The sequence below is a fragment of the Kocuria sp. CPCC 205297 genome (assembly GCF_040981035.1).
In the GTDB taxonomy this organism is placed as follows: domain Bacteria; phylum Actinomycetota; class Actinomycetes; order Actinomycetales; family Micrococcaceae; genus Kocuria; species Kocuria marina.
Window position 1 is genome coordinate 115,043 of sequence record NZ_JAVKPY010000003.1, and the last position, 13,568, is coordinate 128,610.

Below are 13,568 nucleotides of genomic sequence, written 5' to 3' on the forward strand. Positions count from 1 at the left end.
CGGGCTACAGTGCCTCGGCGCCACTGACGATTTCGGTCAACTCGGTGGTGATCTCGGCCTGGCGGGCGTTGTTCATCAAGCGCGTGTACTTCTTGATGAGCTCGGTCGCGTTGTCCCCGGCGGCCTTCATGGCGCGCTGGCGGGATGCAAGCTCGCTCGACGCCGCGTGGCACAGGGCGGAGTAGATCCGCGCCTTCACGTACCGGGGCAGGATCTGGTTGAAGAGCTCCTCCGCGTTCGGCTCGAACTCGAAGTTGTTCTGCGTCTCCTCGAGGGCCTCGTAACGCTCGGAGATCTCGTCCCCGAGGTCGTTCGCGTCCACGACCTCCAGGGGCAGCAGGCGCAACACCCGGGGCTCCTGGTTCACCATGGAGTTGAACTGCGTGTACACGAGCAGCACCTCGTCCACGCCACCGTCCTCGTACGGGGCGTTGATGTCGCGCATCAACTGCTCCGTGAGTTCCTCGGCGCGCTCGGTCGTGGCGTTGTCCGTGTTGCCCGTCCAGAATTCGTCGTAGTCACGGTGCCGGAAGTCGAAGTACGCCTTGGCCTTGCGGCCCACGAGGTACACGCGCGCTTCCTTGCCCTGCGAACGCAACAGCTCGAGCAACTCCTCCGTGCGCTTGAGCACGTTGGAGGAGTAGGACCCCGCGAGCCCGCGGTCCGACGTGAACACCAGGACGGCCGAACGCCGCACATCGTCGGGGACGGTGGTCAGGGGGTGGGAGATGTTGTGCTGCGTGGCGATCTGGGAGACCGCGCGGGTCAGCGCATTGGCGTACGGGTACGCGGCTTCGAGACTCTGACGGGACTTGTTGATGCGCGAGGTCGCGATCATCTCCATCGCCTTGAAGATCTTCTTCATCGACGACGTGGACGCGATCTTCTGTCGGTAGACCCGAATCTGCGCTCCCATGAAATTTCCTTTCGGCACCGCCGTGGTGCGCCGGATCCCGGCGCACCACGAGAACGGTTACTTCTTGACGATCGTTTCCTGGTTCACAGCGGTCGCGCCCAGGGACTCGTGCTCCTCGACCCCGGCCTCGATCCCGTGCTTGGAACCGTGGAAGTCCCGTTTGACCTCGGCCACGGCCGTCTTGAGCGCCTCGACCGCGTCGTCCTCGAGCTTGCCCGTGGAGTTGATCGAGTCCATCACGTTGGTCGTGCGCCGGACCTGGTCCAGCAGCGCGCGCTCGAAGTCCGCGACGTTGGCGACGTCGACGTCGTCGAGCTGGCCCGTGGTACCGGCCCAGATGGACACGACCTGGTCCGCGACGGGGTACGGCGTGTACTGGGGCTGCTTGAGCAGCTCCATGAGCCGCTCACCGCGGATCAGCTGCTGACGGGACGCGGCGTCCAGGTCCGAGGCGAACATGGCGAACGCCTGCATGGATCGGTAGGACGCGAGGTCCAGCTTCAGCGTGCCGGAGACCTTCTTCATGGCCTTGACCTGCGCGGCACCGCCCACGCGGGACACCGAGATGCCCACGTCCACGGCGGGACGCTGGTTGGCGTTGAACAGGTCCGACTGCAGGAAGATCTGGCCGTCGGTGATGGAGATGACGTTGGTCGGGATGAACGCCGAGACGTCGTTCGCCTTGGTCTCGATAATGGGCAGACCGGTCATGGAGCCCGCGCCCAGCTCGTCGGAGAGCTTGGCGCAACGCTCGAGCAGGCGCGAGTGCAGGTAGAAGACGTCACCCGGGTACGCTTCACGTCCCGGCGGGCGGCGCAGCAACAGCGACACCGCACGGTAGGCCTCGGCCTGCTTGGAGAGGTCGTCGAACACGATGAGCACGTGCTTGCCGCCGTACATCCAGTGCTGACCGATCGCGGAACCCGAGTAGGGGGCCAGGTACTTCAGACCGGCGGACTCGGACGCGGGAGCGGCCACGATCGTGGTGTACTCCAGGGCGCCGTTGTCCTCGAGGGTCTGGCGCACCGCGGCGATCGTGGAGGCCTTCTGACCGATGGCCACGTAGATGCAGCGCACCTGCTTGTCCACGTCACCGGACTCCCAGTTGGAGCGCTGGTTCAGGATGGCGTCCACCGCGATCGCGGTCTTACCGGTCTGGCGGTCACCGATGATCAGCTGACGCTGGCCACGCCCGATCGGGATCATGGCGTCGATGGCCTTCATGCCGGTCTGCAGCGGCTCGTGCACCGACTTACGCATGGTCACGCCCGGAGCCTGCAGCTCCAGTTCGCGGCGACCCTCGGTGGCGATGGGTCCGAGATCGTCCAGGGGCTCGCCCAGGGGGTCCACGACGCGGCCGAGGTAGCCCTCGCCCACGGGCACCGACAACACCTCGCCGGTGCGGTGCACCTCCTGGCCTTCCTCGATGCCCTGGAAGTCACCGAGCACCACGACGCCGATGTCGCGGGTGTCGAGGTTCAGGGCCAGGCCCAGCACCCCGTTCTCGAACTTGAGCAACTCGTTCGCCATGACGGAGGGCAGGCCCTCCACATGCGCGATACCGTCCGCGGCGGACGACACGCGTCCGACTTCTACTCGTTCCACATTGCCGGGATCGTAGGACGCCGCGAACTCATTCAGCGCACTACGGACCTCATCGGCATTGATGGTCACATCGGCCATCTACTGTCCCTGCTCTCTACGTCTTGTGATCATCGCTCGAGCCATGACCACGGTTGTACTTGTCGCGATGCGTTGCCCCCTCGCCGTGCGGCCGCCTCAGCGGTCGGGGGGCAACGTGACGAGATGCCGGCATCGACCGACTCCCCGCGATCCCCGCTGCGCGCGGGGATCAGGCTGCGATCCGCTGCTGCAACTGTTCCAGCCGGTGGGTCACCGATCCGTCGATGACCTCCTCGCCCACCTGCACCCGCAGGCCACCCACCAACGACGGGTCCACCTCCGTGGTGAGCTTCAGGTCCCGTCCGTACAGCCGGTTCAGACCCTGGCGCAGTTTCTCCGTCTGGTCCTCCCGGAGGGGACGAGCCGTGGTGATCCGCGCGATCCAGCGCTGCTGACGGTCCGCGACCCACTCGGCAAAGTGCCCGAGCAGGCGACCGGGTAGTGCGCCCCGGGGTTCGCTCGCCGCGCGTTCGATCAGCAAGGACACCTCCTCCGAGCTCGTCGTCATGAGACGACGGGCCAGGGTGACCTTGGCCTGCGCGCTCGCGCGCGAGTCCGAGAACGCGTTCTGCACCTCGGTGGAGTGATCCAGTACGGACTTGAACCGGATCAGTTCGTCCACGAGGGTCTCGAGCGCGTTCACGCCGCCGCGGTTCTCGGCGGACGCGGCCGCGAACAACACGGCCGTGCGTTCGATCCCGTCACCCAGCTGGCGCTCGGTGGCGCTGCGCTGGGATGCGAGTTCGGCGACGACCTCCACGGCCACCTCGTGCGCGCGGCCGTCGAGCAGCGTGTGCACGAACCGGGCGCGGTCCTCTGCGGGCCGGGAGGGATCCGTGAGAGCGCGGCGCAGTGCGCCGTTCTCGTCCACGATGTCCAGGATCTCGAACAGCTGGTGTGCGATCTCGGGACTCGCGGCAGATGCCCAGCGGTCAACGTCCACGGAGAGCGGACGATAGGGTTCGTTCGATGCTTCTGCCATTACCGTGCAGCTCCCGTGCGACCTTGCTCGGCCTCGAGATCAGCCAGGAAACGATCGACCACGCGGTTGGCGCGATCGTCGTCGTTCAAGGACTCCCCGACGATCTTGGACGCGAGCTGTGTTGCCAAAGTGCCCACCTCGTCACGCAGTGAGACCACAGCGGCCGCACGCTCGGCCTCGATGGCCTTGTGCGCGTTCTCGGTGATCCGCGCGGATTCGAGGTTGGCGCGATCCTTGAAGTCCGCCAGGATCTTCTCGCCCTCGGAGCGAGCTTCCTCACGAATCTTCTGGGCCTCGAGCCGGGCACTTTCGAGCTGCTGGTTGTACTCGTCGCGAGCGGCCTTGGCCTCGGCCTGAGCAGCCTTGGCCTTGGCCAGTCCACCCTCGATGGCGTCAGCGCGGTCCCTGAAGACCTTCTCGAACGCCGGGACGATGAACTTGTACGCGATGAAGAGCAGAATTGCGAACCCCACAAAGGTAATCAGCATTTCCCAGCCGTTGGGGAGCAGAGGGCTCTGCCCCTCTTCAGCTGCCAACACCATTGCGTTCATGAGCGCGATTCCTGTTCTCTAGTTAGGGCGAGTGCGAAAGGGAGAGCCCTTAGAGCAGCGCCAGGACGAAGCCCAGAATGGCGAGCGCCTCGACCACGGCGAAGCCCATGAACAGCATGGGCTGGATCACGCGCTGAGACTCGGGCTGACGGGCCACGGACTGCATGTAAGCCGCGAAGATGAGACCCACACCGATGCCACCGCCGATGGCAGCGAGACCGTAGCCAATAACGCTGAGCGAACCTTCCATTATGGATATTTCCTTTCTGGGTGCCCGCTGGAGCGGGCCGTGGTGCCATTACGGGAAACCGTGAATGGTCGATGGTCACGTGAGCGGCCCGGAGGTCGCGCTCCTTCGTGGGGCTAGTGCCCCTCCTGCAGTGCGCCCTGTACGTACACGGCGAACAGCAGGGTGAAGATGTAGGCCTGCAGGATCTGGATCAGAACCTCCAGGAAGTAGATGAACAGTCCGAGGACCAGACCGAAGATCGAGCCGCCGATGCCCAGGGCGCCGCCCACCTCGGTGGCGAGGTACGCCATGAAGGCCGCCGCGACCATGATGGCCATGTGGCCGGCGAACATGGTGGCGAACACACGCAGTGCGTGGGTCACGGGGCGGATGATCATGTTCGAGAGGAACTCGAGCGGGATCAGGATGAGGTACAGGACCTTGGGGACGTTCGGCGGCATGGTCATCTTGGCCATGAAGTGGCCCAGACCGTGGCGCTTGATGCCGACCCCGACCCACACGACGTAGGCGATGGCCGCGAAGACGTACGCGGTGCCGGGGTGCGAGAACGTGGGCAGCTGCAGGACGGGGATGGACCCGAAGAGGTTGTTCACCAGGATGAAGAAGAAGAAGGTGAACAGCAGGGGCACGAACGGGCGGAAGTCCTTCTCGCCGATGATGTCGCGACCCAGGTGGTTACGCACGAGCCCGTAGCCCATCTCACCCAGGTACTGGCCCTTGGTGGGGACCAGCGCTCGCCGCCGCACCACGTACATGAAGAACGCGGCGATCAGAACCACCGACAACAGGATCAGCAACGAGTGCTTACCGAGGGCGAAGGAACCCACTTCGAAGAACGGGGGCAGATGCGCATCTTCCGTGGACGGGGCCACGAATTCGGCCGGAATCCTCAGGGCGGGGTTCAATACGGGTCCTTTCTGCGGTATCCAGACCGGTCACACTCTGGGCTCGGGGCCCATGCCGGATGACTTCTTCGTCTCCGACGGGGTCTTTTGCGGGGCGGTACTGCGGTTCAAGGCGTCCCTCATATGAAGATAACCGAGGTACACCCCGGCGGCCGCCCCGGAGACAGCTCCCGCGATCACAATCCACCGAGTTCCCAGTAGGTGATCCAGGAACCAGCCTACCAAACTCCAAAACACCGCACCGACCACGATGTACAGCAGGACCGCGATCCCACCACCCAGACCGCCACGTTCCACGAGCTCCCCCGCGGTGTGGAGGGTTTCCTTGCGCGCGTTGTCCCGCATGCGCGTTGACATCCCCCGCAGGTCCGTGGGGCGCCGGTCTCCCGGCTCGTTCGGTGCGGAACTCATGGCGTTCGCCTTTCGTGAGTGGGTCGGTCGTGCCCCGCCCGGCCGCCACTCGAGTCACGGGCGGGAGGGACGGACGGGGCGGCAGCGGCGTCGTCGTGGGCGTGTTCGACGGCCGACGACGCCGCGTGGGGTGCGGGCTCGGGCGCGTCCTGCCGGGTGACACCGCGGGTCAGCACGGTGAAACCGGCCAGGGCGAGTACGAGACACACCAGGACGGTCACGGCGAACACGCGCGGGGCGAGCCACGGCGGGGCCCCCAGGAACAGCAGGAACCAGCCCAGCACGAGCACCTTGAGGAGGTACAGCGCGGCGAGCGCGGGAGCCGTGGCCGCCGGTGCCACGCGGTACATCTGAGCCGCCACGAGGGCGGTGGCTGCGGAGCTGACCGCGATGATCCCCGCCCCGAGCAGCGCCGAGCGCGGTGCCGGGAGCATGTCCACGACGGCTGAAAGTGTAAGCAGAATCACACCCAGGATCAGGAACATGACGGCCCCGGCCCGCACACCCCGGGCGTAGGAAGGGGGTCGGGAGCGGGCGGCGTCGTGCGCGGCGGATTCCGCCGACGAACGCGGAGCGCGGTCAGGGGTCACGGGTGCAGACTCCGTGCGGTGCTCCGGGCGCGGTCGAGCAGCACCGGGGACACGAGGTACAGCACGATCACGAGCACCACGGCCACACCGGCGAGCACGGAACCCGTGCCCGCGGCCCGCAGACCGTAGAGGGAGATCAGACTGACGCACGCCGTGGCGGTCGTGACCACCGCGGCGGACTGCACGTGGGACAGGCCCACGTCCGTGAGGCGCTGGTAGACGTGCTGCCGGTGCGGTGTGTACCAGACCTCCCCGCGGCGGATCCGCAGCACGAGCGTCACGGCGGTGTCCGCGAGGTAGACCAGCAGCGGGGACAGCAGGTACTCCACGTAGACGCCCGAGAGGAACGCGCCGATCGCGATCGCGGCGATGGCACCGCCCAGGACGTAGGAGCCGACGTCGCCCAGGAAGACCGTGCCGCGCCCCAGGTTCCACGGTAGGAAGCCCAGGAACGCACCGGCGAGCGCGAGGCCCGCGCACACCATCCACGGCATCCCGTTTGCCGCACCGGCCCACGCGTAGAACAGCCCCACCACGCCGCCGTGCAGCCCGGAGATCCCGTTGATACCGTCCATGAAGTTGGCGATGTTGACGTAGGCCACGGTCGCGAGCACACCCACGGGCCACCACCACGCGGGGATGCCCAGGGCCACGATCATGGCGGCGGTCCCGAGCGCGCCCACGAGGACCTGCATGCCCAACCGGACTCCGATGGACACGCCGCGGTAGTCCTCGGCCCAGCCCAGGGCCGCGCTGGCCGCGGTCATGGCGAGCACGGACAGGGCGAGCGAGCGGTCCACGGGGATCAGACCGAACCCCAGGGACAGCCCGTACGTGAGGATCAGGGCGATGGCCACCGCTAGTCCCATCCCGCGCAGTACGGGCCGCGAGTGCGAGGACCGGTCGGACGGGATGTCGATCACGCCCCACCGGCGTAGCAACGGCTTGACCGCGAACGGCAGGAGCACTGAGAGCACGAAGGCAGCGGCGAGTGTCCACGGGGCGAGGGCCAACAACAGGTTCAGCGCCTGGCCGTCCGTGAGAGTGGCGGTGCCGGTGTCGACCGCGGTGGCCGTGGGTACGCCGTGGGCGGGCAGGAACGCGGTGGACACGAGGACGGTGCTCATGCGTGGCGCCTCCAGCCCGTGTGTCCCTCGGCGGCGTCGCCGTCCGCACCGTCAGCGTCCGCGTCCTCGGCGCGGGGTCCGGTGGCCGGGGCGCACTCGGCGGCGCGCGGCACGGAGAAGTCTGTGACCTTGGGCTGGGTGCTCACCACGACCTGCGGGATGGACCCCGTGAACATCATCCCGCCGCGCACCTTCCACACGTGACGGTCCAGGTTCGCGGGATCCAGGCGCTCGGCCTTGGCGTGGGAGATCTTGGGGTGGAAGGGCCGCTCGTCGGTCTCACCCGTGCCGATGAGGTCCTCGTGCAGCTTCTCACCGCGGCGCAGCCCGGTGATCTCGATGCTGATGTCCTCGCGCCCGGACATCGACCGCAACCGGCGGGCGATGTCCAGGATCCGCACGGGCTCCCCCATGTCCAGGATGAGTACCTCTCCCCCGTGCGCGATCGCACCGGCCTGGATCACGAGCTGACACGCCTCGGGGATGGTCATGAAGTACCGGGTGGCATCCGGGTGGGTCACGGTGATCGGCCCGCCCTGGCGGATCTGTTCCGCGAACAGCGGCAGCATGGACCCGCGCGAACCGAAGACGTTGCCGAAGCGCACGGACGCGTAGCGCTTGCCCGTGCGGTCCCCCATCCACGCGGTGAGTTTCTCCGCCACGCGCTTGGAGTGACCGAGCGCCGTGGTGGGGTTGGCGGCCTTGTCCGTGGAGATGTTCACGAACACGTCCACGTCCACGGCGGCCGCGGCGCTCAGCACGTGCAGCGAGCCCATGACGTTGGTCTTCCACGCCTCGTCCGGGTACTGCTCGAGCAGGGACACGTGCTTCAGCGCCGCAGCGTGGAAGACCACCTGGGGCCGGCGGTCCTGGAACACCCGGGTGAGCGCGTCCGGATCGCGGATGTCACAGAGCACGGTGTCGTTGCCGTCCAGCAGGCCACGCCCGGTGATGGAGATCTGGGTGGCCTGCAATCCGGATTCGTCACGGTCCAGCATGATCAGCTCCGCGGGTTCGAAACCCACGAGTTGGCGGCACAGTTCCGAACCGATCGACCCACCCGCGCCCGTGACGAGCACGCGCTTGCCGGTCACGTACCCCGCAATGGCCTCCACGTGGATGTCCACGGGCCGCCGTCCGATGAGGTCCTCCATGGAGATGTCACGAAGGTCCACGCTCTGGTTTGCGCCGGTGAGCATCTCGGTCAGGGGCGGGACGGTCATCACGCGAGTCCCGGTGCCCTCCACGGCTTCCGAGACGCGTTGCATGGTGCGGGGGTCCACGTCCGCGACGGCCACGATCAGCACGCCGGCGCGCGTGTGCTCCAGGACGGACGCGGCGTCGTGCAGCGTACCCATGACCGGGACGGAGGAGATGCGCAGGTGCTTCTTGGCGGGGTCGTCGTCGAGCAGGGCCACGGGCAGGAAACCGGAGGCGGGGTCCTGCATCATGCGGTGTACCAGGAACGTGCCCAGCGCGCCCGCACCGAAGATCACCACGTTCTGCGCCTGCTCGCCCGGCTTGGCTGTGGATTCCTGGTACATGCGTTTGAGGTAGCGGAACGCGGCCATCAGCAGGCACGCGAACGGGAACGCGATGAACCCCAGCGAGCGCGGGATCCACAGGGCCACACCGAAGACCAGCAGGACGGCCTCGAGCAGTGCCGTGACGATCACGGTCACGACCACGAGCAGCTTGGCCTCCTCGAAACTGCCGAACGAGTACCGGCCCTTGTAGAGGGCGAACGAGAAGCCCACGAGCAGTTGCAGCACGACCGCCACCACGCACGTGATGATCACGCCCCCCACGGAGATGAGCTCCACGTTCATCTCGAACCGGAGGAACGCCGCGACCCACAGCGCCACGATCCACGCGATGGAATCCAAGATCATCTGGATCCACAGCCACGCGACCGGTTTGTCCGCTCGAGGGGTGGGGCTTGCGGGGGTGACCATGCAGTCGTAGTCCTTTCGGGTGCGGGTCAGTCGCGGTGACCCACCATGAGCCGGTACGCCGTTTCCCGTACCCTCAGGGGGACGAATCGGTAGCCGCCGCGCACCATGACGTTCACGGCCCATTGTAGGAACCCCACGTGGCCCAGGGTGCGCAACCGGTGCTGCAACGTCAGTTCGGCCCGCAGCACGCGGTACCCGCCGCGGCGTTCGTAGGAGCCCGCGGAGACGCGATAACCCACGAGCGGTTCCGCCACGTTGCGCACGTCCGCGCCGGCATGGAGCATGCGCGTCCACAACCAGTAGTCCTCGGCCATGGGGACGTCCTCGTAACCACCCACGGCGAGCGCGGCACTGCGGCGCAGCACGACCGTGGGGTGGGAGATGGGGTTGCGGTATCGGCTCACCGCGGCGATCCGCGCGGCCCCCACGGGGGCTGTGCGCAGCGCGACGGGCCGGGTCTCGTCGTCGCCGATCTCGTGCATGGACGCACCCACGAGGTCCGCGCCGTCCTCGATCAGGGGCAGTTGCCTCTCGAACCGGCGGGGGTAGGAGACGTCGTCCGCGTCCGCGCGCGCGACGACGTCGTACGCGCACCGCGGCAACGCAACGGTCAGCGCCTGGGCGAGGCCGCCGTTCTCCGGGATCCGCAGCACACGGACGGGGATCGGGGATTCTTTCGCGAGCCGCTCGAGCTCCGCCGTGACCGACGCCGACACCGGACCGTCCTGGACGAGCAGCACCTCCGCGGGCGGGCGGGTCTGCTCCACCGAATTAGACTCCACCGCGCGCCGGATCCGCTCGGCGGTGTCCGCGGCGTACACGGGGATCAGCACCGAGAACCGAGCCGGCAGTTGCGCGGGGGTCAGCGGGTCAGCGAGGGCCACCGAAACCACGTCCGCGCATGCCGTTGCCGTAGAGCCGCGCCCACCGCACCAGTCCGGGCAGGTCACGGCGGCGCGCGTAGTGGGCGGGGTAGCCGATCGCGTCCGCGACCAGTTGCACCACGCGCTTGTAACGCCACGAGACGTACCCGCGGTTACGGAAGAAGTGGCGCTGCTTGAACTCCCCCGGCGGGATCAACACCTGCAGCTTGCCGGGGATCACCACGTGTTCCTCGGCCCAGCCCGGCGGGTGGGACACGGCCGTGGTCGTGACCGTGCCAAACGGCAGCCCACTCTTGCGCAGGCGCACGAGGAAGTCGACTTCATCCCCGCGCAGGAACAGTTTCAGGTCCGGCAACCCCACCCGGAAGAACACGGACTCGTCCATGAGCGCACCGTTGAAGAAATTGGCGTAGGAATCGATGAAGCCCAGCGGTTCCAGGTCCGCGCGACGGTGGGTGATCCCACCGGCCAAGCGGAACGGGAACGCGAGGGCGTCGTGGTCCTGGGGCGCCACGATGAGCGGCGACACCACGGCGAGCCCCCGCTCGCGCGCTGTTTCGCGCAGGGTGTGTAGGCACTCGGGGTCCTCGGGATGGGCGTCGTCGTCCATGAGCCACACCTGGTCCGCGCCGCTCGCGAGCGCCGTGAGGATGGCGAGCGCGAATCCGCCCGCCCCGCCCAGATTGGCCACGGAGCGGCGGTAGTGCAGCGTGAAGGCTCCCCCGATCCGCTCCCCCAGCGCGGCCTCGTCCAGGGCAGTGCGCCCGGCGTCCACGAGACACAGACTCGCGATCGGGTCGGTCTGGACGCGCAGCGCGTCGATCAGCGCCGCGACGTCCTCGGGGCGGTCCTGCGTGACGCACGCGACGCTCACGTTCGCGTCCGGACGGTCGCTCGCCCGCGCGGTGGATTCGGTCATGGCGCCCCCGGGACGACTCGTGTTGTGCAAGGAAGATGTGCTCGACCGCGGCGCACGCGCAGCCGCTCGCGCGGGCGCCCGGCACGCCGGTGAACTCCGGGAGTCTATCAACGCGTACCTTGACGCCACCTCGACGTCACCCGCACGGGTGATGTGCCGCGCTGACGACCACGGGCTGACCACCAAGAACGGGTCCGGGGCGCTACCGTACGATGAAGACACCATCACAGGAGGAGACACAACAGTGACGGCTCACAGCTGGCGCGTTCTCGGCGCCACGGGGTTCATCGGTTCCGCCATCACCACTGCCCTGCAGGCCCGGAACATCCCGGTCACCCCGGTGGCCACCCCCCGACTGGCCTCGCCCGCGACCACGGTGCACCACCTCATTGGGCACGCGCACCGCCTCGAGTCCGTGATCGACTACCTGGCCGATTCCTTCGCCGGCGCGGACGTGGTGGTCAACGCCGCCGGTCTGGCCGCCCCCGATCAGACGCACCAGCAGTCCCTGACCGGGGCTAACGCGCTGCTTCCCGTCCTCGTGGCGCTCGCCGCCCACCGCACGGGCGTGCGCCGGGTGATCCACATGAGTTCCGCATCCGTGCAGGCGGACGCACCCGTGCTGGACGAGTCCATCCGCACCGCACCGTTCTCCCCCTACTCCTTCTCCAAGGCCCTGGGCGAGTCCGCGCTCTACCGGTTGCGCTCCCAATGGCGCGAGGAATCCGGCGCTCCGCAGTTGAGCGTCATCCGCGCGACGTCCGTGATGGGCAGCGGGCGGCGCACCACGCGCATGCTCGCACGGTTCGCGTCCTCGCCCCTGAGCTCGGTCGCCGGGGATGGCTCCGCCCCCACCCCCGTGACCTCCGTGACCGCCCTCGCGCAGTTCACGGTGGCCGTGGGCGAGTTCCCTGAGGTCCTGCCCCCCGTGATCCTGCAACCGTGGGAGGGCGCCACGACCGGTTCCGTGCTGCGCGACGCCGGACGCCGCCACCCCCTGCAGCTGCCGTCCTGGGTGTGCCGGGCGGTGATCGCGACCGCGCGCACGGCCTCGGCCGCTGCCGGTTACCGCTACGGCGGGCTCATCCGCCGCCTGGAGGTCACGTGGTTCGGTCAGCGCCAGGTCCCCGGGTGGGCCCACGAGAACGGTGTGCTCCCCGAGCCCCACGTGCAGGAGGTGCTGCGCCAGGCGCACCTCGCGCTGGGTCGCTGAGCCGCGCGTTGGATTCTTCGCAGCGCGGCCGCGCCCGGTCCGGAGCACTCCCGCGCTGACAGAACGATCCCCGCACCGTACCCGTCATGGGATGGTGCGGGGATCGTCTCGTCAGGTCGCCTGTTGTTCAGGCCCCGTGGTTCTCGGGTTCCCCGGCGACGAGCCGCTGCGCCTCCTCCATGCTCAGTGCCCCGGTCCCGTCCCAGCGCGGCTCGGTGTCCGGTGTGCGTTCCCGTCCCTGGTCCACGAACGGACGGGCCTCCGAGGGGGAACTGCGGACCAGGTCGGCCACGAGGTCCTCGTCCGCGGGAGTCGAGCCGTCCGAGAGGGGCGCGCCCTCGCCGAACGATTCCGGTGCATTCGCTTCGGGGTTCTGACGCGCGGACTGTGTCGAAGCCGCGGCGTCGTCGTCCGAGACCGCCGCGCCGGCACCGCCGGCTGCAGCGGCCGCCTCCGGGCTCTCACCGGTCGCCGCAGCTGCCGGTTCGGTGCCGCCGTCCACGTTCGGGACGACCTCGCGCAGCCGCGCCAGCGTGATCGCGCCGTGGCGCAGCACCACGGGCGTCTCCCCCGTGCAGTCCACGATGGTCGAGGCCACGTCCTGCGCACCGGCGGGGACCTCACCCGCGGGCCGCGGACCGTCGTCGAGGTAGAGCGCCACGCGGTCCTGCAGCATCTCGCGGGCCTGCTCGGCGGTGCGTGCGGCGGGCATCCCCGTCTGGTTGGCGGAGGACACGGCCATGGGACCCACGCGTTCGAGGACCGCGCGGGTCACGGCGTCGTCGGGAACGCGTAGCGCCACTGTCCCATGGGTCTCCCCCAGGTCCCAGCCCAGGGTGGGCTGGGCCCAGCAGATGATCGTGAGGGCGCCGGGCCAGAACGCCTGCGCGAGCGCGCGGGCGTCGTCGGAGATCTGGTCCGCGAGGCCGTCGATCACCTCGGGGCGGGCGATCAGCACGGGCGGGGGCATTTCCCGCGTGCGGCCCTTGGCGCCCAGCAGTCCCTGGACACCGGGCGCCGAGAACGCATCACAGCCGATGCCGTAGACGGTGTCCGTGGGCAGCACGAGGCATTCGCCGTCCGCGACGACGCCCGCGGCCTCGGTCACGGCCGCTTCGAGTTCCTGCGGGGTCCCGCAGGATCGGATCTCACTCACGAGCAACTCCTCTGCTGACGTGTTTC

Annotated in this window: 14 protein-coding genes; 1 reads left to right on the top strand and 13 read right to left on the bottom strand. The window is 68.4% G+C overall.

Going from position 1 to position 13,568, the window contains the following annotated elements:
• Positions 1-4: 4 nt before the first annotated feature.
• From RF650_RS03535 to RF650_RS03590, 12 genes are all read right to left on the bottom strand, one after another.
• The gene (locus tag RF650_RS03535) at positions 5-916 is read right to left on the bottom strand and encodes a F0F1 ATP synthase subunit gamma (protein WP_368814095.1); all 912 of its coding nucleotides are present in this window, start codon (positions 914-916) and stop codon (positions 5-7) included.
• 57 nt (positions 917-973) lie between these two features.
• Positions 974-2,599, bottom strand: a complete 1,626-nt coding sequence (gene atpA, locus RF650_RS03540; RefSeq protein ID WP_064845322.1) for a F0F1 ATP synthase subunit alpha — start codon at positions 2,597-2,599, stop codon at positions 974-976.
• 169 nt (positions 2,600-2,768) lie between these two features.
• Positions 2,769-3,542: a F0F1 ATP synthase subunit delta gene (locus tag RF650_RS03545; RefSeq protein WP_368814096.1), complete on the bottom strand. Its 774-nt coding sequence runs from the start codon at positions 3,540-3,542 to the stop codon at positions 2,769-2,771.
• A gap of 38 nt (positions 3,543-3,580) precedes the next feature.
• Positions 3,581-4,132 carry a F0F1 ATP synthase subunit B gene (locus RF650_RS03550; protein WP_064845325.1) on the bottom strand — a complete coding sequence of 184 codons (552 nt, stop codon included), beginning with the start codon at positions 4,130-4,132 and terminating at the stop codon, positions 3,581-3,583.
• 49 nt (positions 4,133-4,181) lie between these two features.
• Positions 4,182-4,382 (bottom strand): ATP synthase F0 subunit C, encoded by a 201-nt coding sequence (atpE, locus tag RF650_RS03555; RefSeq protein WP_035964663.1) that lies wholly within the window; start codon positions 4,380-4,382, stop codon positions 4,182-4,184.
• Between the two features lie 113 nt (positions 4,383-4,495).
• The gene (gene atpB, locus RF650_RS03560) at positions 4,496-5,287 is read right to left on the bottom strand and encodes a F0F1 ATP synthase subunit A (RefSeq protein WP_064845326.1); all 792 of its coding nucleotides are present in this window, start codon (positions 5,285-5,287) and stop codon (positions 4,496-4,498) included.
• Between the two features lie 30 nt (positions 5,288-5,317).
• Positions 5,318-5,698: a hypothetical protein gene (locus tag RF650_RS03565; protein WP_207387886.1), complete on the bottom strand. Its 381-nt coding sequence runs from the start codon at positions 5,696-5,698 to the stop codon at positions 5,318-5,320.
• Positions 5,695-6,288, bottom strand: a complete 594-nt coding sequence (locus RF650_RS03570; protein ID WP_368814097.1) for a hypothetical protein — start codon at positions 6,286-6,288, stop codon at positions 5,695-5,697. The genes RF650_RS03565 and RF650_RS03570 overlap by 4 nt, the downstream gene beginning before the upstream one ends.
• The gene (locus RF650_RS03575; protein ID WP_368814098.1) at positions 6,285-7,415 is read right to left on the bottom strand and encodes a glycosyltransferase family 4 protein; all 1,131 of its coding nucleotides are present in this window, start codon (positions 7,413-7,415) and stop codon (positions 6,285-6,287) included. Before RF650_RS03575 ends, RF650_RS03570 begins: the two co-directional genes overlap by 4 nt.
• On the bottom strand, positions 7,412-9,370 hold the full coding sequence (locus tag RF650_RS03580; protein WP_368814099.1) for a polysaccharide biosynthesis protein: 1,959 nt from the start codon (positions 9,368-9,370) through the stop codon (positions 7,412-7,414). The genes RF650_RS03575 and RF650_RS03580 overlap by 4 nt, the downstream gene beginning before the upstream one ends.
• Before the next feature lie 26 nt (positions 9,371-9,396).
• Positions 9,397-10,254 (bottom strand): glycosyltransferase, encoded by an 858-nt coding sequence (locus RF650_RS03585; RefSeq protein ID WP_064845331.1) that lies wholly within the window; start codon positions 10,252-10,254, stop codon positions 9,397-9,399.
• Positions 10,241-11,173, bottom strand: coding sequence for a glycosyl transferase (locus RF650_RS03590; protein ID WP_368814100.1), 933 nt, complete (start codon positions 11,171-11,173; stop codon positions 10,241-10,243). Before RF650_RS03590 ends, RF650_RS03585 begins: the two co-directional genes overlap by 14 nt.
• Positions 11,174-11,417: 244 nt before the next feature.
• Between RF650_RS03590 and RF650_RS03595 the strand changes: the two genes are divergently transcribed.
• On the top strand, positions 11,418-12,386 hold the full coding sequence (locus RF650_RS03595) for an NAD-dependent epimerase/dehydratase family protein (protein ID WP_368814101.1): 969 nt from the start codon (positions 11,418-11,420) through the stop codon (positions 12,384-12,386).
• Positions 12,387-12,513: 127 nt separating this feature from the next.
• Here RF650_RS03595 and RF650_RS03600 read toward each other — a convergent pair whose 3' ends face one another.
• Complete coding sequence (locus RF650_RS03600) at positions 12,514-13,542, bottom strand: L-threonylcarbamoyladenylate synthase (protein WP_368814102.1); 1,029 nt, start codon at positions 13,540-13,542, stop codon at positions 12,514-12,516.
• Between the last annotated feature and the right edge of the window lie 26 nt (positions 13,543-13,568).